The sequence below is a fragment of the Pectobacterium sp. S5 genome (assembly GCF_051707265.1).
Classification (GTDB): domain Bacteria; phylum Pseudomonadota; class Gammaproteobacteria; order Enterobacterales; family Enterobacteriaceae; genus Pectobacterium; species Pectobacterium polare.
Map to the genome: position 1 here is coordinate 111,641 of NZ_JAULSZ010000001.1, position 23,049 is coordinate 134,689.

Sequence of the window (23,049 nt, forward strand, 5' to 3'; positions counted from 1 at the left end):
CCTCAGCGATCTTTCGGGTCGAGGGCATCACGCAGGCCATCGCCGATAAAGTTAAAACAAAACAACGTCACAACCAGAAACGCCGCCGGATAGAACAGTAACCACGGCGACACTTCCATTGAGTTCGCACCATCATTCAGCAAAGCACCCCAGCTGCTTAACGGTTCCTGCGTTCCCAGACCCAGGAAGCTCAGGAAGGATTCGAACAGGATCATGCTTGGCACCAGCAGAGAGGCATACACCACCACCACGCCCAGCACGTTAGGCACAATGTGGCGCAGCACGATACCGCGCGTGGAGACACCGGAAACCATCGCTGCTTCAATGAACTCTTTACGTTTCAGGCTCAGCGTCTGGCCGCGCACGATACGCGCCATATCCAGCCAGGACACCATACCGATAGCCACGAAGATCAGCAGCATGTTCTGCCCGAAGAACGTCACAAGCAGAATAACGAAGAACATGAACGGGAATGAGTTGAGGATTTCCAGCAGACGCATCATCACCGAATCCACTTTCCCGCCCAGATAACCCGACATCGCGCCGTACAGCGTTCCGACGATCACCGCAACCAGCGCCGCTGCGACGCCGACCATCAGCGAGACGCGGCCCCCGATGGCAACGCGGACCAGCAGGTCACGGCCCGAGGAGTCCGTACCAAAATAGTGACCAGACGTCATATCCGGCGCGGCTGACATCATTCCCCAATCTGTATCCGCGTAGTCAAATGCAGACAGCATCGGGGCGAAAATCACGAACACGGTAATCACGGCCAAAACAAGCAGACTAGCCAGCGCCGCACGGTTGTGGATAAAGCGCAGACGCGCATCCTGCCACAAACTGCGTCCTTCAATCTCAGACTGCTCGGTGAAGTTCTCTAACGCTTCAACGTTTTTTCGATTCCAAAACATAACGCCCCCAATTAATAGCGAATTTTCGGATCGATAACAGCGTAGAGCACGTCAATGATCGCATTAAATAGAATGGTTAAGCCGCCGACCAGAATCGTCAGGCTCAGCACCAGTGAATAGTCGCGGTTCAGTGCACCGTTTACGAACAGTTGCCCAATACCGGGTAAACCAAAAATGGTTTCAACAACCATCGAACCGGTAATAATCCCCACAAACGCCGGCCCCATATAAGAGAGCACAGGCAGCAGCGCAGGCTTTAACGCATGGCGCAGGACGATGCGGCGCATCGGCAGCCCTTTAGCGCGCGCGGTGCGAATAAAGTTAGAGTGTAAAACCTCGATCATCGATCCTCGGGTAATACGCGCGATGCTGGCGATATAAGACAAAGACAGTGCCACCATCGGTAAAATCATGTATTTGGGTGCCCCACCGTTCCACCCACCGCCGGGTAGCCACCGCAGCGTAATGGCGAAAATCAGCACCAGCAACGGCGCGACGACAAAGCTGGGTATCACCACCCCCGTCATGGCAAAGCCCATCACGGTATAGTCCCATTTCGTATTCTGATTCAGTGCGGCGATCACACCAGCACTCACACCAAAAACAACGGCCAGAACGAATGCCGCAGCCCCCAGTTTTGCAGAAACAGGGAAAGACGTCGCGACCAGATCGTTCACGGAATAGTCTTTGTATTTAAAAGAAGGACCGAAATCACCCTGCACCAATTGCAGCAAGTAGTTGCCATACTGCGTCATAATGGGGTCGTTCAGATGGTATTTGGCTTCAATATTCGCCATCACTTCCGGCGGTAAATTGCGCTCACCGGTAAAAGGGCTACCGGGTGCCAATCGCATCATGAAAAACGAGATGGTGATCAGGATAAATAACGTTGGAATCGCCTCTAAACAGCGGCGAAGAATAAATTTTAACATTGCTCGTACCTATAAAAGGCTGGCAGCACAGCAGCGTGCGCCAGCCATTATTATTAGTGCTTGATGATATAAAGATCTTTCACGTAAACATTATCCTGCGGATCGTTGCCCGTTAATCCGCCAACATAAGGTTTCACCAGTCGGGTATTCGCATAGTAATAGACCGGTATGGTGACAGCGTCTTTATCCAGCTGCGATTCCGCCTGCTGGTAAACCGCAGCGCGCTCCTCATCGGTTTTCACCTGCAAGGATTTCGCCACCAGTGCATCAAACTCTTTGCTCTTATAGTGCGAGGTGTTACTGCTGCTGTCTGACAGCATGCTGTTCAGGAAGGTTGAAGGTTCGTTATAGTCGGCACACCATCCGGCGCGAGCAACATCATAGGTTCCCTGATGACGCGTGCTGAGGAAGGTTTTCCATTCCTGGTTTTCCAGCTTAACGTCCACACCGATATTCTGTTTCCAGATAGAAGCCGCTGCGATCGCCATTTTCTTGTGCAGATCGGAGGTGTTATACAGCAGGTTCAGCGTCAGCGGTTTGTCCGCAGTATAGCCCGCTTCCGCCAGCAGTTTTTTCGCTTCTTCATTACGTTTCGCCTGTGGCCAGGTGAACCACTCTGGAACGGATGCTTTCAGGCCATCGATATACGGTGGAACAAAGCCATAGGCAGGAATATCGCCCTGATTCTTCACTTTGTTGGTCAGAATATCCTGGCTCAGACCCAGACGCAGCGCGGTACGGACTCGTACATCGTTAAACGGCGGCTTCTGGTTGTTAACTTCGTAGTAATAGGTACACAGGTACGGGTTAACCTTCACTTCATCCGGGATTTCTTTCTTCAGCTTTTGGAAGAGTTCGATTGGCAGGTTGTTGTACGTCATGTCGATTTCACCGCTGCGGTAGCGGTTAACGTCCGTCACTTCAGACGCAATCGGCAGATACGTCACCTGATTAATCACGGTGTGGGCGTTATCCCAATATTGCGGGTTACGCTCCAGCACCATTTTTTCGTTTACGACCCAGCTTTTCAGCTTGTAGGCGCCGTTGCCAACCCAGTTTTGCGGCTGCGTCCATTTTTCACCGAATTTTTCGACTGCCGCTTTATTAACAGGTGACATGGCTGCGTAAACAGGCAGCTTATAGAAGTAAGGCACCGCTTCGGAAAGCGTCACCTCAAAAGTATGATCGTCGATCGCTTTCACGCCCAGCGTATCCGCGGATTTTTTGCCGGCGATGATGTCATCGATATTCAGCAGATGACCATATTGCAGATAGCTGGCGTAAGGCGATGCCGTTTTTGGATCGGCCAGACGCTGCCAGCTATAGACGAAATCTTGTGCGGTAACCGGCTCACCGTTGGACCATTTGGCATCTTTACGCAGGTGGAATGTCCACACTTTAAAATCTTTGTTATCCCAACTTTCCGCTACGCCAGGAACGGTTTTGCCATTGACGTCGGAAATAACTAACCCTTCCAGCAGATCGCGCGACACGTTGGATTCCGGCACACCTTCGATTTTATGCGGGTCAAGGGAGGAAACTTCAGCACCGTTGTTACGGACCAATTCCTGTTTTTCTGCTAACTGAACGCCTGCGGGAACGGTCGCGGCGAAGGCAGAAACAGCCATCGTGCTACTTAATGCCGCGATAATAGCGGCAGCTACTCTTTTTTTAGTTGTGATGTGTGTCATTCTTTTCTCCTGTAATGTTGTCGTGCTAGTTATCCCAGCACGATTCCTAAATTAGAGCCCGGTGAGAAAGCGATTAATCGATTCGACTCACGACCCATTCCCACATGGCAGGAATGGGTAACCAGAGATTAAACACCAAATTAATCACTGCTTGCTCACTTCATTTGCATCAAACCGTAAACAGCCGCGGATTAATGCTTAATGATATAGAGATCCTTCACCCGTATATTATCCAACGGATCCTTGCCAGTAATGCCACCGACATAAGGTTTGATCAGTCTAGCGTTCGCGTAATAATAGACCGGTACAATCGCGGCATCTTTATCCAACTGCGATTCTGCCTGCTGATAAACTTGCGCACGTTCGTCGTCCGTTTTCGCCTGAACCGCCTGCTCCATCAGCTTGTCGAACGCCGCACTTTTATAATGCGCGGTGTTGTTGCTACTGTCTGACAGCATGCTGTTCAGGAACGATGTCGGTTCGTTATAGTCCGCACACCATCCGGCACGCGCAACGTCATAATTGCCCTGATGGCGCGTGCTGAGATAGGTTTTCCACTCCTGGTTTTCCAACTTCGCGTCAACGCCCAGATTCTGTCTCCAGATCGATGCCGCCGCGATCGCCATCTTTTTATGCAAATCTGACGAGTTATAGAGCAAATTAAACGTCAGCGGTTTCTCGGCGGTATAACCCGCTTCCGCCAGCAGTTTTTTTGCTTCTTCATTACGTTTCGCCTGTGGCCAGGTAAACCACTCTGGCGTATGCGCTTTCAAGCCGTCCGTAAACGGAGGAATATAGCCATAGGCAGGAATATCGCCCTGATTTTTCACTTTATTGGTCAATATGTCTTGATCAAGCCCCATGCGCAGAGCCGTACGTACCCGGACATCGTTAAATGGCGGTTTCTGATTATTGATTTCGTAATAATACGTACAGAGGTAGGGATTGACGTTAACTTCTTGTGGGATTTCTTTTTTTAGCTTCTGAAATAGCTCAATGGGCAATTTATTATTGGTGACATCAATCTCACCCGCACGGTAGCGGTTGACATCCGTCACTTCAGAAGCAATCGGCAGATAGGTGACCTGATTAATCACGGTCTTGGCGTTATCCCAATATTGGGTATTACGCTCTAGCACAAGCCGCTCATTCACGACCCAGGATTTAAGGCGATAGGCGCCATTCCCTACCCAGTTTTCCGGTTGGGTCCATTTATCACCAAATTTCTCCACCGCGGCTTTATTTACTGGCGACAGGGACGAGTGATTGAGTAATTTATAAAAGTAAGGGATCGGTTCGCTTAATGTGACTTCCAGCGTATGGTCGTCGAGGGCTTTTACGCCCAGCGTATCGGGAGATTTCTTGCTGGCGATAATGTCATCGATATTCAGCAGATGACCATATTGTAAATAGCTGGCGTAAGGAGAAACGGTTTTCGGATCGGCCAAACGTTGCCAGCTATAAACGAAATCTTGTGCGGTAACCGGCTCGCCATTGGACCATTTGGCATCTTTACGTAAATGGAACGTCCAGACTTTAAAATCGCTACTTTCCCACTTCTCAGCGACGCCAGGAATCGGGTGTCCATCAGGATCGGAAATCACCAACCCTTCATATAAATCGCGCGCGACGTTGGATTCCGGCACACCTTCTATTTTATGCGGATCCAGTGATGACACCTCAGCGCCATTGTTTCTCACCAGAACCTGTTCTTTCGCCAGCTCAACACCGGCAGGTACATTAGCAGCCTGAACATTCACGCATGACGCCATCACTGCTGCGGCAATCATACTGGTAACAAAGCATCGTTTTGTTTTGCGAATTTTCACTTTATAAACGCCCCTGTCTTGATACAACGCCATACCGGACCCTATGTATAAAAATCGCCGTCACATAGAGCAGAAAAGATCGCCTATTATCCAAATAAATCATAAAATTAATTTATGGGTGAATAACGAATAGCAGGTCGACACTCGAAGCTATCAAAAGCAGACACATTCGCCAATATTTTTACATTGATGTTGCTTAATTTTCTTTACTACAGCCTGGTAAACGTTTTATTTCAATCATTAGACATGATCATTAACCCCATGATAAACAATGTTTTTTCTGTTTATTTGCAGATATTTTTTAAATATTCAGCAATTTATAGATTTTGGACAAAAAAACATCGTAGTGGGTTTCATCATTTTCACAGCACAAAAATGATGATGCATGCTTACCTGTCCGCGTCATTATCTGACAAGAATGTTATTATTTTAACAACTCCGTTACTCATCTTGCACGACAATAGCACACGATTCCCTTACGGCAGGCCACGCGTAAAATAACTAACTCGATTAAGATATAAGCGTCGTTTATGCGAACACGTTTTATACGAACAGATCATTCCGATTATGTGCACAACATCGTGCCCAGAATTTCCCCCCTAACAATGTCCTGCTCCGGTACCCACCCCATCCCTTACAATCCCTTTTAGGTAGAAAAGCCGCTGATTTTGTCTGGTTAATGATAGGTGTTATCAATACCAACCTGCTGAATGGTGTCAGCTTAAAGAAAAGTCGATATAGATCACAAAAAAGGCACCTATAAATAGGTATGCTCATTTCATACCGTAACGGACGCGTAGATCTTCTTAATTTTGACGTAATTTCAAAACAATATTTCAAAAATTTACGATATCGGCGGTTACAGTATTTTAAAAAGCAACAATCGCGCCACAACGGCGGCTGACAAGCTCTTTGAGTCAATTAATGCGAAATAGGCAGAAAAGAATAGCAAGGTAACGAAAACGCCCCCCGCTCGTTTATCTATACTGTTCTATCCGGCGAACAATTGACTGAAAGAGTTTAACATTTATCAGGAGAGCATTATGGCCGTAACCAACGTTGCTGAACTTAACGCATTGGTCGAAAGAGTGAAAAAGGCACAGCAAGAATTTGCCACTTACACTCAGGAACAAGTGGACAAAATCTTCCGCGCCGCCGCACTCGCTGCATCGGATGCCCGTATCCCGCTGGCAAAAATGGCGGTTGCCGAATCTGGCATGGGGATCGTGGAAGACAAAGTCATCAAAAACCACTTCGCATCCGAGTACATTTATAACGCCTACCAGGATGAAAAAACCTGCGGCGTCCTCTCTACTGATGACACTTTTGGTACCATTACGATTGCCGAGCCGATTGGTCTGATCTGCGGTATTGTTCCCACCACCAACCCCACTTCTACCGCAATTTTTAAAGCGTTGATCAGCCTGAAGACCCGTAACGGGATTATCTTCTCTCCCCATCCACGTGCAAAAAATGCGACCAATAAAGCCGCTGACATTGTTCTGCAAGCGGCAATTGCGGCAGGTGCACCGAAAGATATCATCGGCTGGATCGATCAGCCTTCTGTCGACCTGTCCAACCAGCTTATGCACCACCCAGATATCAACCTGATTCTGGCGACTGGCGGCCCGGGCATGGTGAAAGCCGCATACAGTTCCGGTAAACCAGCAATCGGCGTAGGTGCCGGTAACACGCCTGTTGTCGTCGACGAAACCGCGGATATCAAACGTGCCGTGGCGTCTATTCTGATGTCGAAAACCTTCGATAACGGCGTAATTTGTGCGTCAGAACAGTCCGTCATCGTGGTAGACAGCGTCTATGATGCTGTGCGTGAGCGTTTTGCCACCCACGGCGGCTACATGCTGAAAGGCAAAGAACTGCATGCCGTACAGGGTATCTTGCTGAAAAACGGTTCACTGAACGCCGACATTGTTGGCCAGCCTGCACCGAAGATCGCAGAAATGGCGGGCATCACCGTCCCAGCGAACACCAAAGTGCTGATCGGTGAAGTGACGGCCGTCGATGAATCCGAACCGTTTGCGCATGAAAAACTGTCTCCAACGCTGGCGATGTATCGTGCGAAAGACTTCAACGATGCCGTCATTAAAGCGGAAAAACTGGTCGCAATGGGTGGCATCGGTCACACATCCTGCCTGTATACCGATCAAGACAATCAGCCAGAGCGCGTGAATCATTTCGGTAATATGATGAAAACGGCGCGTATCCTGATTAACACCCCAGCTTCTCAGGGTGGTATCGGCGATCTCTACAACTTCAAACTCGCTCCATCTCTGACGCTGGGCTGTGGCTCTTGGGGCGGAAACTCCATCTCCGAAAACGTCGGTCCGAAGCACTTGATCAACAAGAAAACGGTAGCCAAGCGAGCAGAGAATATGTTGTGGCATAAACTTCCTAAATCCATTTATTTCCGTCGTGGCTCACTGCCTATCGCACTGGAAGAAGTCGCCTCCGATGGCGCAAAACGTGCATTTATCGTGACTGACCGCTTCTTGTTCAACAATGGTTATGTCGATCAGGTGACGTCTGTACTGAAACAGCACGGACTGGAAACCGAAGTGTTCTTCGAAGTTGAAGCGGATCCGACGCTGAGCATCGTGCGTAAAGGCGCAGAGCAAATGCATTCCTTCAAACCGGATGTAATTATTGCGCTGGGTGGTGGTTCTCCAATGGATGCCGCGAAGATCATGTGGGTGATGTATGAACACCCGACGACACACTTCGAAGAGCTGGCGCTGCGCTTTATGGATATCCGTAAGCGTATCTACAAGTTCCCGAAAATGGGCGTCAAAGCCAAAATGGTGGCGATTACCACCACATCCGGTACCGGTTCCGAAGTGACGCCGTTTGCCGTGGTGACCGACGATGCAACTGGGCAGAAATATCCGCTGGCGGACTACGCGCTGACGCCAGATATGGCAATTGTTGATGCCAATTTGGTCATGAATATGCCGAAATCTCTGTGTGCGTTTGGCGGGCTCGATGCCGTAACTCACTCGCTGGAAGCCTATGTTTCTGTGCTGGCAAACGAATATTCAGATGGCCAGGCGTTACAAGCGCTGAAACTCCTGAAGGAAAACCTGCCAGACAGCTACCGCGACGGCGCGAAAAACCCGGTTGCCCGTGAGCGTGTGCATAACGCCGCGACGATTGCAGGTATCGCGTTTGCCAACGCCTTCCTCGGCGTTTGTCACTCCATGGCGCATAAACTGGGCTCTGAATTCCATATCCCGCACGGCTTGGCTAATGCCCTACTGATCTCAAACGTGATTCGCTATAACGCAAACGACAACCCGACCAAGCAGACGACGTTCAGCCAGTATGACCGTCCGCAGGCTCGCCGTCGTTACGCGGAAATAGCCGACCACCTGCGTTTGACGGCACCAAGCGATCGTACCGCGCAGAAAATCGAGAAATTGCTGAACTGGCTGGAAGAAATGAAGACCGAGTTGGGGATCCCAACGTCCATTCGTGAAGCGGGCGTACAGGAAGCCGATTTCCTGGCTAAGGTCGATAAGCTGTCAGAAGATGCGTTCGACGATCAGTGTACTGGCGCTAACCCGCGTTACCCGCTGATTTCCGAACTGAAACAGATTCTGCTGGATACTTACTACGGTCGTAAGTTCTCTGAAGAAGAAAAAACAGAAGCGGTTGAATCTGTAGCAAAAGCTGCTAAAACCAGCAAGAAAGCTGCACACTAACGTTCTGGCTGTAACCGCCTTAACCTAAAGGCGGTTTATCTCTCAACGATGCCCAACCTTTTAAGGTTGGGCATTTTTATTACTCGTACTCCGCATCGACACGCATCAATACGCCGTTTATTACTCGCCCTGCCTGCCGGATATTTAACCGCCTTACTCGCTTTCTTTACGGGTTAATCCCAGCGCAATTTTATAATGCTTACGGCACACGGAAACATAGCTCTCATTGCCGCCAATAACGACCTGCTCTCCTTCGTGGACGGCATTACCTTGTGCATCTAACCGCAATACACAGTTGGCTTTACGGCCGCAATGACAGACCGTTTTTAACTCGATCAGCTTATCTGCCCACGCTAATAAATAGTGACTTCCGGAAAACAAATCACCACGGAAATCAGTACGCAATCCGTAACACAATACTGGGATATCTAATTGGTCCACGACATCGGAAAGCTCCCCCACCTGCTCGCGGGTTAAAAATTGACATTCATCAATTAATACACAATCTACGGGCTGAGCACGGTGCTCTTTCTCCAGCAATCCAAATAAGGATGTCTGCGGATTAAACAATAATGCCGGAGAAGAAAGGCCGATCCGTGAACTGACTATCCCCACGCCATGCCGATTATCTATTTCTGCAGTGAACACCAGCGTGCGCATCCCACGCTCCTGGTAGTTATATGACGACTGCAATAGCGCCGTCGATTTCCCTGCATTCATTGCAGAATAATAAAAATAAAGTTGGGCCACTCGGTCACTCCAAAAGGCAGGCTATATGATCTTCGGGTCGTAAAAACTTATTGTAACAACTCGTCTTCACGCTGCGCAATGGGCTATTCCTCGGCCACATTTTGTCCATACGCCCGCCAGCGACGGCCTGTTATGATAAAAGATATAAACGTTCCTTATAACAACGGCGCGGCATCAATAAGTCATTCTCTGCCTTTTGAGGTAGAAAAGCGGCATACCAAATGTATTTTTTTGATAACAGGAAAGTATTTATATTTATGTAACATACGATGTGAGATCTGTTTTAAAAATGACGTTTTTTAACAAACTTACAAATTTGACTATTGCAGAAAGGAAAATAGCACTCTATTATCACACTACACGCCACCAATAATATTATTTGAGATTATCACAATGAGCGAAGCACTAAAGATTCTTAACAACATCCGTACTCTGCGTGCCCAGGCAAGAGAATGTACCCTGGATACTTTGGAAGAAATGCTGGAAAAACTGGAAGTCGTGGTTAATGAACGCCGCGAAGAAGATAGCCAGGTTCAGGCTGAAGTTGAAGAACGTGCGCGTAAATTGCAGCAATATCGCGACATGCTGATTGCAGACGGTATTGACCCTAACGAATTATTGCAGTCTTTAGGTTCAGTTAAGGTTGCAGGTAAAAGCAAGCGCGCTGCCCGCCCGGCAAAATATCAATACACTGACGAAAACGGCGAACTTAAAACCTGGACTGGCCAGGGTCGTACACCGGCAGTAATCAAGAAAGCAATCGAAGAGCAAGGTAAATCTTTAGACGATTTCCTGCTGTAATCGTTTATAAGTACTGAATACAAAAAACCCCCGATAACTATCGGGGGTTTTTCTTTGGTCACGTATATTGCAAAGAGAAACAGATATGTCGCCGTTTTTGGCTGCTCTCTGTTTTTGTAAACAGAGAGCAATCATTACATTCTGTTATTTTTCTTCTGCTTCAATCGTTTCCTGCAGCCACTGCGCAAATTCCTGGCCTAAACCATCATGGCGTAAACCATATTCCACAAATGCCTGCATATAGCCTAATTTATTACCACAGTCATGGCTCACACCTTTCAGGTGATACGCTTCTACTGTTTCTTTTTCCATCAACATCGCGATGGCATCGGTTAACTGAATTTCATTACCAGCGCCAGGCGGTGTTTTCTCCAGCAGAGACCAAATATCCGCAGAGAGGACATAACGGCCAACGACGGCTAAATTAGACGGGGCTTCAGAAGCCTTAGGTTTTTCAACCACACCAACCATCGGTGCGCTATCCCCTGCTTTTAATTCCACACCTTTGCAGTCAACCACGCCATAGCTACTTACATTTTCAACGGGCTCAACCATAATCTGGCTACGGCCTGTCGTAGAAAAGCGTTGCAGCATTTCGCTCAGGTTATCTTTCTTCAGATCGGATTCATATTCATCAATAATCACATCCGGCAGAATAACCGCAACAGGCTCATCCCCAACTAACGGGTGCGCGCACAATACGGCATGGCCAAGCCCTTTGGCTAACCCCTGACGTACTTGCATAATGGTGACGTGCTTAGGACAGATGGATTGAATCTCTTCCAGCAGCTGACGTTTAACGCGTTTTTCTAGTATGGCTTCCAGTTCAAAACTGGTATCGAAATGGTTTTCGATAGAATTTTTAGAAGAGTGTGTAACGAGAATAATTTCATTAATCCCTGCGGCGATACACTCATTAACAACATATTGGATCAGCGGCTTATCTACCAACGGCAGCATTTCTTTAGGAATGGCTTTGGTGGCAGGCAGCATACGCGTCCCTAATCCAGCAACCGGTATGACCGCTTTTTTTACTTTTTTATTCACAATAGACATAAACAGCCTCTTATATACCGTTCAAATAATGAACTTTATTTATCTAATCAAGATAACCGCAAGAGTATAACGACTTTAACAAGAGCACGCTTGTCCCAACGTTACCGTTCAATAAAAATAAGATAACTCCCTACATAGTAGGAAATAAAAAATAATACCGAAAGATGGGTATTACCTGAAACCGGCACCATCTCGCGCTATCAGACTATTCTGTAGTCAACATCAGTCGTAAACGGCCACCGCCGCCCCATATCTGGCATTGCCATGCTTCGCACTGATAATTCAACTGGTTGAGATAAGCGCCTTCAAGCGTGCCTAAAGGGACGCCGCTATTCAGCGCTATCTGTTGTTCGTTAACATTCAACGTCGCGTTTAGCCCGGCAGAAATCAGTATCAGCTGTTTTAACTGCTGATGGTAATACCCTACGAGCAAAGGAAAACGACCGTGCAGGCTCGCCTGCCGCAACAACTGGTTTACCTGCTTTAATAGCGTCGGCAGATACGGCAAACGGTGTTGTTGATCGGCCAAATGCTCCTGAAGCACTCCATTGAACAAGGTTCGAAGCAGTAACGCTGCCAGCGTCCCACTATTATTAACGCCCTGAGTGACATCAAGACAATAGAACGCCAACTCAGTCTCCGAAAGCGCGGCAATATCCAGCACCAACCCCGGCTGTTCCGCTGCCGTCAACTGACGATAGTTAATACGGCAGCGAGCAAGCGTTTGCTGAACGGGCGGCTGTAGTTGGGCAAGCAGTTTGGTGACGGCTTCAGGAGATTGATTCAGGGAATCCATGTCCTGCATGAGTTGATCCATCTCATTCAGCTGTGAGGTGAACATATCAGGATATAGGCAGGACATCACAGCTTCACGCAAACGTGCATAATCACGAATCGGTTTCAGCAACACATCCTGAACACCAAGCCGCAAGACTTTGGCAATGTCCGCCATCTGGCTGGTTGCAGAAATGATCAGTATTGGCGTGTCGTTGTCTTTCAAGCGCAGACGTTCAAGGAACTCGATTCCTCCCATCGTCGGCATACTCAGATCGCAAATCATTAAATCGGGTTGGTAATGTTCAAGAGTACTTAGCGCATCTAATCCGTTAATCGCTTCCTGAACTGAAGCCCCAAGAGAAGTCAGATAACCAGCGAGCACAGATCGAAAAACGGCCTCGTCATCAATGACTAAAATATGCTTACCCGCTAGTGGTTGTTCCATCAGTACCCCTTACTTCAAACACCGAATAATCACATCTGCTTTAGCGCCAGCGTGCCGGATAGACGACACGCCCTGTCTTCTTCGCTACATGTACTTTAACTACATGCAGCACGCTTCACTATGCCTCTTTGGCGAGCGGCAACAATTCATCACGCATCTTTTCCACCGCCTTATAACCCGCCTCAATCGCCTCCTGCGCCCGATGAAAATCTAAGGTAGCAATCTGGGGACAATGCGGTTGCAGCAGCACATCCGGCGGATCGCCCGCCATCCGCGTCATCTTCAACCGATTTTCCAGAATTTGGATCGACGTACTCATTATCTCCATCGCCGTTGGCGAACTTTCCGCTGGCTGACGACGGCTACGCAGTAAACGTTCACGAATTCTACTGCGCCAATCTTGCGGAACATTCTCCACATCAATGTCTGACGCTGTCGGTTTGATCGACAACAAATCCTGATGATTAAGACTGGCATCGTGCTGGAGATCAACCGCGATAACAATGTCGGCCCCCATTGCCCGCGCCAGGGACACGGGAACAGGGTTTACCACCGCGCCATCCACCAGCCAGTAATCGTTAAATCGAACGGGGGATAGCAGGCCCGGCATACTGCAAGACGCGCGCATAGCCTGATGCAAGTCGCCTTCCGTCAGCCAGAGTTCACGCCCTGTGCTGAGGTTTGTCGTCACTACGCCGTATTTGATATCACAGTCTTCAATCTGTGTTGTATGTAACAAATGCTTCACACTATTAAAAACACGATCGCCACGCAACAAACTACCGCGCTGCCAGGAGAGATCCATCAGTCGAATCACGTCCCAGTAGCCAAACGCCCTCACCCAGCGATCCATCGAAGATAGATTGTTTGTGGCATACGCCGCGCCAACCAGCGCGCCGATAGAACAACCGGCCACAACATCAATCTTTACCCCCATTTCTGTTAACGCATTAAACACACCAATATGCGCCCATCCTTTCGCTGCCCCAGATCCCAAGGCTATTCCAATTTTTTTCCGCTGCATGATCGATCCACCTGCCTTCATTTTAGCGCACATTGCTACACGTAGAGTTTCTTAGGTAACATATCGGCATCCTGCATAGTGATCTGTTTATTATCTATCAGTTTTTATCTTAAATTTTCTTCAGGAGACGTTGTGTCAGAATCTTGCCCCTGTTGCAGTGGGTTGCAGTATAACGCATGCTGTCAACCGTACCTCACGCATGCCGCAACAGCGGCTGAGCCCGCCATATTAATGCGATCGCGCTATACCGCCTATGTCAAACGCGATGTCGATTACCTTATCGCCACCTGGCATCCCGATCTTCAACCCGAGCAATGGCGCGAGTCCCTCGCGGAAAGCTGCCAGAATTCGCAGTGGCTCGGCCTTACTATACTGGCAACGTCTCCCGGAAAAACGCCCGATGAGGGCTATGTGGAATTCGCCGCACGTTATATATCGGAAACCGACAACCAGCGAACAGAAGTGATGCGAGAACGCTCACGCTTCCTTCGCCAGCATAATCGCTGGTACTATATAGATGGCGTTCATTTGCAGACTGGCAGAAATGAACCTTGCCCGTGTGGTTCCGGCAAAAAATACAAGAAGTGTTGCGGACAATAGAACACAGGCAGTCGCTCACGCGGCCTTATTGCTGCGTTACCATAAGATCGTTATTTTAGTTTTTGGACAGGATCCACACGCTCATGCAATCCCAAAATATACAAAGAAAAGTATTACGAACCATTTGCCCCGACGCAAAAGGGCTCATCGCGAAAATTACGAATATTTGTTATAAGCACGAACTGAACATCGTGCAAAACAATGAGTTTGTCGATCATCGCACTGGCCGTTTTTTCATGCGGACCGAGTTGGAAGGGATTTTCAACGACACCACGCTGTTAGCCGATCTGGATAGCGCGCTTCCCGAAGGGTCTTCTCGCGAATTAACCGCGGCTGGCCGTCGTCGCATTGTCGTTCTGGTGACAAAAGAAGCCCACTGTCTGGGCGATCTGTTGATGAAAAGCGCCTATGGTGGTTTGGACGTCGAAATCTCTGCCGTCATCGGCAACCACGATACCTTGCAGACGCTGGTCGAGCGGTTTGATATTCCTTTCCATCTGGTTAGCCATGAAGGGCTGACTCGCGAAGAGCACGATCAAAAAATGATCGCGCAGATCGATCAATACAAACCCGATTACGTCGTGCTGGCGAAATATATGCGCGTTCTGACACCAGCGTTTGTTCAGCACTACCCGAATCAGGTGATCAACATTCACCATTCGTTCTTACCCGCCTTTATCGGTGCTCGCCCGTACCACCAGGCTTATGAGCGCGGAGTAAAAATCATTGGCGCGACGGCACACTACGTCAACGATAATCTGGATGAAGGCCCAATCATCATGCAGGACGTCATTCACGTCGACCATACTTATTCAGGCGACGACATGATGCGTGCAGGCCGTGACGTTGAGAAAAATGTCCTGAGTCGTGCGCTGTACCGCGTGCTGGGACAGCGTGTTTTTGTCTACGGTAACCGCACCATTATTCTGTAATTGGTTGATCGGGCATCTTTTTGTATAAGGATGCGTCGAACGGAATAAAAAAACGGCAACCGCATTTATTTTTGATATATACCGCTTTACAGGGGCGCGTCATTTGATATGATGCGCCCCGCTTGAAGCGAAAGCTTCTTGCAGCAAGGCCAGTGGTGGGGTTCCCGAGCGGCCAAAGGGAGCAGACTGTAAATCTGCCGTCACAGACTTCGAAGGTTCGAATCCTTCCCCCACCACCATTTCAAGTAATACTTCTGAATTAAATCCCAACGCCAAAGTATCAGATTCCCATCAGGGGAAGGTGAGAACCTTCGACTGAGGTTCGACAAAACCGGCACGGTTTTGAGCAACGCATTGCGTTGACCCGTAGGGTGAGGTGCGAAGCACCGAGTTATCCTTCCCCCACCACCATTTCAAAGTAGTACTTCTGAATTAAATCCCAACGCTAAAGCATCAGATTCCCATCAGGGGAAGGTGAGAACCTTCGAATAAGGTTCGACAAAAGCGGCACGGTTTTGAGCAACGCGCAGCGTTATTTCCCCACTCGTACTCGCACCAATATCAGGCGCTATATAGAATGGGGGAAATATAGCCTTACGCCTTCCCTTTCCAGCGCCCAGGAACATAAGAAAATACAGGAAGCTGCCACGACCAGCGAATTGCTGCCAGACGCACGGCCAAACCAATCGTGAATGACGCCAGCAGGTTAATATCGTGATTAATATTAAGCGATTTTAGTCCCAGATATAAAAGTGCGACTAAAAGCGAGACGCTGGCGTACAGCTCTTTCTTCAGCACCATTGGCGTACGGTTGCAGAAAATATCACGCAATATTCCACCGAAAATTCCGGTTACGATACCCGCCATCACCACCACCGTCGTTGAGTAATTCAGTTGCAGTGCGACGTTGCAGCCAATCACCGTAAAAGCAATCAGCCCCATAGCATCCAGCACCAGAAAGAGTCGATGCAGATGATGCATGAAGCGTGCAATGATGATCGTGAAAAGACCCGCACCAATGGTGAGATAGATATAGCCGGGATGTTGCGTCCAGCCGATGGGATAATTACCGAGGAGAATATCGCGAACAGTGCCACCGCCAAGCGCGGTGATAAAGGCAATCATGCCTACGCCAAAAATATCCATATTACGACGTCCAGCGGCCAGCGCCCCGGACATCCCTTCAGCCGTAATCGCGATCAGATAGATGTAAGTCAGCACACAAGTTATCCTGTGAAATGTGCCACTCCCTCTGTCCGCTTTACCTGAGAGTTTACGCAGCAGTGCTGCTTGCCCCTTCGGTGGGTTGCATTGCAACCTCTCTCCAGTTGGCTTCAATGGAATTCGCAGTTAGGGTAGCCTGAGCGATTATGGGAGTTTGCGCCTTCGGCGGAGCGTCCTAGTATTACTGATACTATACGCCCTCTCTCCTGCGAGGTGCGGAGTATAACGGTCGACAAGCCTCGTGTTCAACTGAATATAAGTGAATCTTATTTTTAACGATTCTCATCTGCACCAACTGTCTCTAAAACCGCCATAATAAGCCCATCAACGCCGTTAGAAAGTGCCGCCTCACCGTGACGGCATCCCTCATTTTCTGCTACCATCTGGTCACATTTTTTAGCGAATGGCAGCGAACATGAAATTTGTATCTTTTAATATCAATGGCCTGCGGGCGCGCCCTCATCAGTTGGCCGCCATTATCGAACAACACCAGCCGGATGTGATCGGGTTGCAGGAAACCAAAGTCCATGATGACATGTTTCCGTTAGAGGATGTAAGCCAATACGGCTACCACGTTTATTATCACGGACAAAAAGGTCACTACGGCGTCGCGTTGCTGTGTAAAACGCAGCCCATTGCAGTTCGTCGCGGTTTCCCAACGGATGAAGAAGACGCACAGCGCCGGATCATCATGGCTGACTTTGCCACCGAGCACGGCACGCTCACGGTCGTTAACGGGTATTTCCCGCAGGGAGAAAGCCGCGACCATCCGGTGAAATTCCCCGCGAAGACGCGCTTTTATCAGGACCTCCAAACCTATCTGGAACAGCACCACAGCGCGACACAACCGCTGATCGTGATGGGTGATGTCAATATTAGCCCTACCGATCTGGATATCGGCATCGGCGAAGAGAACCGTAAGCGCTGGTTGCGTACGGGTAAATGTTCTTTCCTGCCGGAAGAGCGTGAATGGATGGCGCGTTTGCAAGGCTGGGGGCTTATCGATACCTTCCGTGCCGCGAATCCAGACAGCAACGATCGTTTTTCATGGTTTGACTACCGTTCCGCCGGGTTCGATGACAACCGTGGCCTACGTATTGACCTGATTCTCGCCAGTACGTTCCTGGCCGAACGCTGCGTCGCTACCGGGATTGATTACGATATCCGAGGAATGGAAAAACCGTCCGATCATGCACCGATCTGGGCACAGTTTTCGTTGTAGAAACTTTCGTTGTAGAAATAGTTCGCTGTAGAAATAGTACGTTGTAAAAGATCGTACGTAGTAAAAATAACATCACCGCTGTGCATCAAAGCCACAGCGGTGATTAAAATAGGTAAAAGTATTAAGCGTAGTGCTTTTTAACGTACGGTTATTGCTTAACCAACTGCCATATCAAATTGTTCGTTCCCAGCGTTTGCTTGTCCCGCACGCATTGCAGAATCCCCCCTTCGACCTTTACCACAGCGCCCTCAGAGTAGTTCCGATTTTCATACACGCAGCAGCGCAGGCAATTGTTATTTTGCTCACGTACCGTGGTCCCTGCGCCCCACACTTCCGGTGGAACAGGAACAACAATATCCGTTCCGCCACGATTAGCCTGTGCCAACGTGGGCAGCACCAGCATCACACTGGCGAAACACAAAGACACTAACGATTTCATTGCTCCCGCTCCTTCGCTTTTTTAGTCTGGGGCTTACGCCGTTTTGAGGCACCCGACGCCGGTGCAGAAAGCCCTTTAAACGCCCTCACCGCGCCGTTCTGTTTCGCTTGCTGAATCAGTTCCTGCAAGGAGTGGGTTAACGGTTGCATAAAATCCTGATAGCGACATTTCTTCTCGCTGATTTGCGTCAACGTCGCTTCCCAATGTGCTGTCATGTCAGGGTGCGCCGCGCTCGCAGGCAGTGAGTGAATCAACGCCCGCCCCGCTTCGCTCGCGTGAATATAGCGGGCTTTCTTAAACAGAAATGTCCGTTTAAACAATAGTTCGATAATACCCGCGCGCGTCGCCTCGGTTCCTAACCCATCGGTCGCCCGCAGGATTTTCTTTAGCTCTTTATCCTGCACAAAACGCGCGATGCCTGTCATCGCCGATAACAGCGTGGCATCGGTAAACGGCCGCGGCGGCTGTGTTTGACGCTCAACCACCTCACCGCGTTCACACAATAACTCATCACCTTTTGCCACCACGGGCAACGGCGTCCCTTCGTTTTCTTCGTCCCGCTCTTTGCCACCTAACAACGTGCGCCAACCGGCTTCGGCCAGGAACCGCGCTTTGGCAATAAATTTACCGCCCGCAATATCCAGTTCAATGACACACTTGCGAAACACGGCGTCCGGGCAGAATTGCATAATGTACTGCCGCGCGACTAAACCATACACCTTGCGCTCATTCTCCGTCAGCGAGGCACTTGCGCTGCGGGCGGTGGGAATAATCGCGTGGTGAGCATCAACCTTACCATCGTCCCAGCAGCGATTACGTCGATCCACATCCATGACCGGTTGTGGCAACAGATCGGGCTGGTGTACGGATATCGCATTCAAGACGGCATGACGCCCGGCAAAATGCTCCTCTGGCAGATAGCGACAGTCAGAACGCGGGTACGTAATCAGCTTATGGGTTTCATAGAGCTTCTGGCACACGTCCAGTACCTGCTGCGCACTCAGCCCGAAACGCTTCGCGGCTTCGATCTGTAACGTCGACAGCGAATAAGGCAACGGCGCGATTTCTGATTCCCGTTTATCATTATAGCTGGTGACAATCGCGGGCTGGCCTTCGATACGCTTGACGACATGATCCGCCAACGATCGATGCAGCAATCGCCCTTCTTCATCCTGATAAGGTTCACAGGATTCGCTGGGCTGCCACATCGCGACAAAACGCTCATCGGCAGGCGTCACGATATGGGCTTTCACTTCAAAGTAATCTTTGGAAACGAAGTTTTCTATCTCTTCATCTCGGCGCACCACCAGTCCCAGCACCGGCGTTTGCACGCGGCCAACCGACAGCACGCCGTCATAGCCCGCATTGCGCCCTAATATCGTATAGGCACGGGTCATGTTAATGCCGTAGAGCCAATCTGCACGAGAACGCGCCAGCGCCGATACACACAACGGGATGAACTCTCGGTTCTCACGAAGACGAGAAACGGCACGTTCTACCGCCTGTGGGTTGAGATCGTTAACCAGGCAACGACGTACCTGCTGGCGTTTTTCTTCCGGCAGCGAAAGATATTCCAGCACCTCATCCACCAGCAGTTGTCCTTCACGATCGGGGTCTCCCGCGTGAATCACTTCGGTGGCATCATTCAGGAGCTTTTTTATGGCGTTGAGCTGCTTACTGACCGAAGGCCGCGGCTGCAATAGCCATTTCTGGGGAATGATAGGGAGATCGGCAAGCGACCAACGAGCATAGCGCGCATCATAAACATCCGGCTGCGCCTGCTCCAGCAGGTGCCCCACGCACCACGTCACAACATCATTTTGACCGCAGGCAATAAAGCCATCGCCGCGTCGATGCGGTTTGGGTAACACGTCTGCAATCGCCCGCGCAAGGCTGGGCTTTTCGGCAATAAAAAGTCGCATTATTCACCATCAAGCAGACTGGGCATTTCCCGCGTAACTCGCGGGAAAGCACGCTGTAAAACGGGGTGGAAATCGATATTGTTCAAGAGATGACGATCAGAAGTAGTGAACAAACGCGTCGGTATCAAGCGGCGTGACCGTCGTCGAAGCCTTGAGCACGGGTGTCCCCAGATAGAGGAAACCGACAATTTCATCCTGTTCACGGCAGTTGAACGCTTCACGCACCAGCGTATTGTGCGTCCAGGCGCCGCTACGCCAGATACCGTTAAAGCCCTGCGCCAATGCCGCCATCTGCATGGCCTGAACCGCACAGCCAGCGGAAACAATTTGTTCCCAAAGCGGGACTTTCGGGTTCTCTTCACAATGCGCAACAACGGTGATAATCAGCGGCGCGCGATAAGGTGCCTGACGCGCTTTATCGATACCAGCTTCGTCCAACCCTTCCTGCTGCGCTGCACGGGTCAGTAGCGAACTAAAACGATCCAAACCGTCATTTTCGATCATAAAAAAGCGCCACGGCTTCATTGCACCATGATCCGGCGCACGCATACCAGCGTGGATAATGTTATTCAATGCGTCACCCGTCGGTGCTGGCGCGGTCAGGCGCGAGGCCGAACGACGATTCAATAGCAATTCAAGAGCATCCATCGCACATCTCCTGTCTGGCAATATAATTTCTGCGGTACAACCCATTTCTACGGTAGAAACGACTGAACGGCAACGTTGCGCGCCACGTTAGCACAAGTAGAAGTTTTGTTACAAGATAACCCCGCCAGCGCGCGCTCCCACGGTGATTTAATGCTGACTTTTTACTGTCCGCTCATTAGGATACTATCACTCCTTGTGCTTCATCACTTGCCAGAGGGCGAGTTGAAGGACGTAGGGCACACGCTGTTTACCCGTTCATGGAGATATCATGCGCACATTGTGGCGAATTTTTAGCGGATTTTTTAAGTGGACATGGCGTCTGCTTAATTTTATCAGAGAATTTATTCTCAATATTTTCCTTATTGCTCTGATTTTAGTGAGTGTTGGGATCTACTCACAGGTAAAAACGACACCTGAAGAAGCCACGAAGGGTGCGCTGCTGGTCGATCTGACGGGCGTGGTCGTTGATCAACCCACCGTTAACAACAAACTGCGTCAATTAGGACGCGAATTCTTCGGCGCATCGAACAACCGTCGCCAGGAGAACTCTCTGTTCGATATCGTCGACAGTATTCGTCAGGCGAAGAGTGACGACAACATCACGGGAATGGTGCTGGATCTCAGCGACTTTACCGGTGCCGACCAACCGTCTATGCAATACATCGGTAAGGCGCTGCGCGAATTTCGCGATAGCGGCAAACCTATTTATGCGGTCGGCGACAGCTACAACCAGTCTCAATACTATTTGGCCAGTTTTGCCAATACGGTGTCATTGACGCCACAAGGCAGTGTTGATCTGCACGGTTTCGCGACCAACAACCTCTACTTCAAGTCCATGTTGGACAAGCTGAAAGTGACCACCAATATCTTCCGTGTGGGAACCTATAAATCAGCCGTTGAACCGTATCTGCGTGACGATATGTCACCTGCTGCGCGTGATGCCGATGGCCGTTGGATCAATGCCCTGTGGCAGCAGTATTTAAATACCGTTTCTGCTAACCGCCAGATTACACCTCAGCAGCTCTTCCCGGGCGCAACCCGTATCCTTGCAGGCCTGCAGGCCGTTCAGGGCGATACCGCACGCTATGCGCTGGATAACAAGCTGGTCGATGAAGTGGCATCACGCTCCGTGACTGAGCAATCGCTGGTTAAAGCGTTCGGCTGGAATAGTCAGAAGAACAACTTTAATTTCATCAGCATTTACGACTACACCATCAAACCGCCGGTGCAAAACAACAACCAGATCGCAGTTGTGTTTGCCAATGGCGCCATCATTGATGGTCCGGAAACGCCGGGAATGGTCGGCGGCGATACCACGGCGGCACAAATCCGCGCCGCGCGCCTCGATCCTAAAGTCAAAGCGCTGGTATTACGCGTCAATAGCCCCGGTGGTAGCGTTACCGCGTCGGAGCTGATTCGTTCAGAACTGATGGCGCTCCGTTTGGCGGGTAAACCGATTGTGGTCTCCATGGGCGGCATGGCGGCATCAGGTGGCTACTGGATCTCAACGCCTGCGAACGCAATCATCTCCAGCGCCAGTACGCTGACCGGTTCTATCGGTATTTTTGGCGTGATTACCACGTTCGAAGATTCGCTGGAAAACCTTGGCGTCCACACGGATGGCGTGGCTACCTCGCCGTTGGCCGATCTGTCGATTACGAAATCACTGCCGCCTGAATTCTCGCAGATGATGCAGTTGAGTATCGAACGCGGTTATAAGAACTTCATCGATATCGTGGCGCAGGCTCGTAAGAAAACGCCTGAGCAAATCGATCAGATCGCACAAGGTCACGTCTGGGTCGGTAGCGATGCGAAAGAAAATGGTTTGGTCGATCAGATCGGCGATTTTGATGATGCCGTGAAGAAAGCCGCTGAGCTGGCAAAACTGGGACAGTATCAGTTGAACTGGTATGCCGAACAGCCAGGCCTGCTCGACACGATGCTGAATCAGGTGAACGCTTCCGTTTATGCCCTGCTGCCCGTTGCCGTCCAGTCTATGCTGCCAGCGCCGGTCGCACAGCTGGCAGAAGTCATGCGGTCACAGCCGTCCATCATGAATAACCTGAACGACCCGCAGAACCGGTACGCATTTTGCCTCAACTGCGGAGAAGTCCGGTAGCGTTTAGA

At 49.9% G+C, this 23,049-nt stretch carries 18 protein-coding genes, 1 tRNA gene, 1 other RNA gene and 1 riboswitch; of the genes, 8 read left to right on the forward strand and 12 right to left on the reverse strand.

Translation table 11 applies throughout. The features are described 5' to 3' along the window. Positions 1-2 precede the first annotated feature (2 nt). From oppC to oppA (QWJ20_RS00550), 4 genes are all read right to left on the reverse strand, one after another. Positions 3-911 carry an oligopeptide ABC transporter permease OppC gene (gene oppC / locus QWJ20_RS00535; protein WP_039514141.1) on the reverse strand — a complete coding sequence of 303 codons (909 nt, stop codon included), beginning with the start codon at positions 909-911 and terminating at the stop codon, positions 3-5. 11 nt (positions 912-922) lie between these two features. Then, positions 923-1,843, reverse strand: a complete 921-nt coding sequence (gene oppB / locus QWJ20_RS00540) for an oligopeptide ABC transporter permease OppB (protein ID WP_127156481.1) — start codon at positions 1,841-1,843, stop codon at positions 923-925. A 53-nt stretch (positions 1,844-1,896) separates the two neighbouring features. Further along, positions 1,897-3,534, reverse strand: a complete 1,638-nt coding sequence (oppA, locus tag QWJ20_RS00545; protein WP_205557114.1) for an oligopeptide ABC transporter substrate-binding protein OppA — start codon at positions 3,532-3,534, stop codon at positions 1,897-1,899. Positions 3,535-3,725: 191 nt separating this feature from the next. Beyond that, positions 3,726-5,396: an oligopeptide ABC transporter substrate-binding protein OppA gene (gene oppA / locus QWJ20_RS00550; RefSeq protein WP_433991625.1), complete on the reverse strand. Its 1,671-nt coding sequence runs from the start codon at positions 5,394-5,396 to the stop codon at positions 3,726-3,728. A gap of 1,010 nt (positions 5,397-6,406) precedes the next feature. Here oppA (QWJ20_RS00550) and adhE point away from each other — a divergent pair. Then, on the forward strand, positions 6,407-9,082 hold the full coding sequence (gene adhE / locus QWJ20_RS00555; RefSeq protein WP_433991626.1) for a bifunctional acetaldehyde-CoA/alcohol dehydrogenase: 2,676 nt from the start codon (positions 6,407-6,409) through the stop codon (positions 9,080-9,082). Positions 9,083-9,235: 153 nt separating this feature from the next. On the opposite strand, the gene QWJ20_RS00560 is transcribed toward adhE, so the two are convergent. Beyond that, complete coding sequence (locus QWJ20_RS00560) at positions 9,236-9,832, reverse strand: thymidine kinase (RefSeq protein ID WP_039487093.1); 597 nt, start codon at positions 9,830-9,832, stop codon at positions 9,236-9,238. Positions 9,833-10,225: 393 nt separating this feature from the next. On the opposite strand from QWJ20_RS00560, the gene hns reads away from it, so the two are divergent. Beyond that, positions 10,226-10,633 (forward strand): histone-like nucleoid-structuring protein H-NS, encoded by a 408-nt coding sequence (gene hns, locus QWJ20_RS00565; protein WP_010275331.1) that lies wholly within the window; start codon positions 10,226-10,228, stop codon positions 10,631-10,633. A gap of 144 nt (positions 10,634-10,777) precedes the next feature. Here the strand turns inward: hns and galU are convergent, their stop codons facing one another. The 3 genes from galU to rssA all read right to left on the reverse strand — a co-directional run bounded on the left by galU (position 10,778) and on the right by rssA (position 13,935). Continuing rightward, on the reverse strand, positions 10,778-11,689 hold the full coding sequence (galU, locus tag QWJ20_RS00570; RefSeq protein WP_095699417.1) for a UTP--glucose-1-phosphate uridylyltransferase GalU: 912 nt from the start codon (positions 11,687-11,689) through the stop codon (positions 10,778-10,780). 205 nt (positions 11,690-11,894) lie between these two features. Further along, positions 11,895-12,911: a two-component system response regulator RssB gene (gene rssB, locus QWJ20_RS00575; protein ID WP_127156483.1), complete on the reverse strand. Its 1,017-nt coding sequence runs from the start codon at positions 12,909-12,911 to the stop codon at positions 11,895-11,897. A 118-nt stretch (positions 12,912-13,029) separates the two neighbouring features. Continuing rightward, a complete protein-coding gene (gene rssA, locus QWJ20_RS00580; RefSeq protein ID WP_249714844.1) occupies positions 13,030-13,935 on the reverse strand; it encodes a patatin-like phospholipase RssA in 906 nt (301 codons plus the stop codon). Positions 13,936-14,067: 132 nt separating this feature from the next. Between rssA and QWJ20_RS00585 the strand changes: the two genes are divergently transcribed. From QWJ20_RS00585 to QWJ20_RS00600, 4 genes are all read left to right on the forward strand, one after another. Then, positions 14,068-14,535, forward strand: coding sequence for a YchJ family protein (locus QWJ20_RS00585; protein ID WP_095699414.1), 468 nt, complete (start codon positions 14,068-14,070; stop codon positions 14,533-14,535). Between the two features lie 83 nt (positions 14,536-14,618). Further along, complete coding sequence (gene purU, locus QWJ20_RS00590) at positions 14,619-15,467, forward strand: formyltetrahydrofolate deformylase (RefSeq protein ID WP_010295235.1); 849 nt, start codon at positions 14,619-14,621, stop codon at positions 15,465-15,467. 154 nt (positions 15,468-15,621) lie between these two features. Continuing rightward, positions 15,622-15,706, forward strand: a tRNA-Tyr gene (locus QWJ20_RS00595). Between the two features lie 42 nt (positions 15,707-15,748). Beyond that, positions 15,749-15,878, forward strand: a non-coding RNA gene (locus tag QWJ20_RS00600) — RtT sRNA. Positions 15,879-16,061: 183 nt separating this feature from the next. Here QWJ20_RS00600 and QWJ20_RS00605 read toward each other — a convergent pair. Beyond that, on the reverse strand, positions 16,062-16,688 hold the full coding sequence (locus tag QWJ20_RS00605) for a trimeric intracellular cation channel family protein (RefSeq protein ID WP_039487083.1): 627 nt from the start codon (positions 16,686-16,688) through the stop codon (positions 16,062-16,064). A 21-nt stretch (positions 16,689-16,709) separates the two neighbouring features. Then, positions 16,710-16,805, reverse strand: a riboswitch (glycine riboswitch). Between the two features lie 301 nt (positions 16,806-17,106). Here QWJ20_RS00605 and xthA point away from each other — a divergent pair. Beyond that, positions 17,107-17,913 carry an exodeoxyribonuclease III gene (xthA, locus tag QWJ20_RS00610; protein WP_109410985.1) on the forward strand — a complete coding sequence of 269 codons (807 nt, stop codon included), beginning with the start codon at positions 17,107-17,109 and terminating at the stop codon, positions 17,911-17,913. 148 nt (positions 17,914-18,061) lie between these two features. On the opposite strand, the gene QWJ20_RS00615 is transcribed toward xthA, so the two are convergent. From QWJ20_RS00615 to QWJ20_RS00625, 3 genes are all read right to left on the reverse strand, one after another. Next, the gene (locus QWJ20_RS00615) at positions 18,062-18,352 is read right to left on the reverse strand and encodes a DUF1496 domain-containing protein (protein ID WP_433991627.1); all 291 of its coding nucleotides are present in this window, start codon (positions 18,350-18,352) and stop codon (positions 18,062-18,064) included. After that, positions 18,349-20,274 carry a DNA topoisomerase III gene (locus QWJ20_RS00620; RefSeq protein ID WP_433991628.1) on the reverse strand — a complete coding sequence of 642 codons (1,926 nt, stop codon included), beginning with the start codon at positions 20,272-20,274 and terminating at the stop codon, positions 18,349-18,351. The genes QWJ20_RS00615 and QWJ20_RS00620 overlap by 4 nt, the downstream gene beginning before the upstream one ends. A gap of 96 nt (positions 20,275-20,370) precedes the next feature. Further along, positions 20,371-20,922 (reverse strand): NAD(P)H nitroreductase, encoded by a 552-nt coding sequence (locus QWJ20_RS00625; protein ID WP_095699408.1) that lies wholly within the window; start codon positions 20,920-20,922, stop codon positions 20,371-20,373. Between the two features lie 268 nt (positions 20,923-21,190). Here QWJ20_RS00625 and sppA point away from each other — a divergent pair, with 268 nt between their 5' ends. Continuing rightward, positions 21,191-23,041 carry a signal peptide peptidase SppA gene (gene sppA / locus QWJ20_RS00630; RefSeq protein WP_433991629.1) on the forward strand — a complete coding sequence of 617 codons (1,851 nt, stop codon included), beginning with the start codon at positions 21,191-21,193 and terminating at the stop codon, positions 23,039-23,041. The last annotated feature ends 8 nt before the right edge of the window (positions 23,042-23,049 follow it).

Bases quoted from the DNA above. Each gene is read 5' to 3' on its own strand.
- oppA (WP_433991625.1), bottom strand. From the start codon at position 5,396: ATGGCGTTGTATCAAGACAGGGGCGTTTATAAAGTGAAAATTCGCAAA.
- galU (WP_095699417.1), bottom strand. From the start codon at position 11,689: ATGTCTATTGTGAATAAAAAAGTAAAAAAAGCGGTCATACCGGTTGCT.
- sppA (WP_433991629.1), top strand. From the start codon at position 21,191: ATGCGCACATTGTGGCGAATTTTTAGCGGATTTTTTAAGTGGACATGG.
- QWJ20_RS00625 (WP_095699408.1), bottom strand. From the start codon at position 20,922: ATGGATGCTCTTGAATTGCTATTGAATCGTCGTTCGGCCTCGCGCCTG.
- purU (WP_010295235.1), top strand. From the start codon at position 14,619: ATGCAATCCCAAAATATACAAAGAAAAGTATTACGAACCATTTGCCCC.
- QWJ20_RS00615 (WP_433991627.1), bottom strand. From the start codon at position 18,352: ATGAAATCGTTAGTGTCTTTGTGTTTCGCCAGTGTGATGCTGGTGCTG.
- hns (WP_010275331.1), top strand. From the start codon at position 10,226: ATGAGCGAAGCACTAAAGATTCTTAACAACATCCGTACTCTGCGTGCC.
- oppA (WP_205557114.1), bottom strand. From the start codon at position 3,534: ATGACACACATCACAACTAAAAAAAGAGTAGCTGCCGCTATTATCGCG.
- xthA (WP_109410985.1), top strand. From the start codon at position 17,107: ATGAAATTTGTATCTTTTAATATCAATGGCCTGCGGGCGCGCCCTCAT.
- rssA (WP_249714844.1), bottom strand. From the start codon at position 13,935: ATGCAGCGGAAAAAAATTGGAATAGCCTTGGGATCTGGGGCAGCGAAA.
- oppC (WP_039514141.1), bottom strand. From the start codon at position 911: ATGTTTTGGAATCGAAAAAACGTTGAAGCGTTAGAGAACTTCACCGAG.
- QWJ20_RS00620 (WP_433991628.1), bottom strand. From the start codon at position 20,274: ATGCGACTTTTTATTGCCGAAAAGCCCAGCCTTGCGCGGGCGATTGCA.
- rssB (WP_127156483.1), bottom strand. From the start codon at position 12,911: ATGGAACAACCACTAGCGGGTAAGCATATTTTAGTCATTGATGACGAG.
- oppB (WP_127156481.1), bottom strand. From the start codon at position 1,843: ATGTTAAAATTTATTCTTCGCCGCTGTTTAGAGGCGATTCCAACGTTA.
- adhE (WP_433991626.1), top strand. From the start codon at position 6,407: ATGGCCGTAACCAACGTTGCTGAACTTAACGCATTGGTCGAAAGAGTG.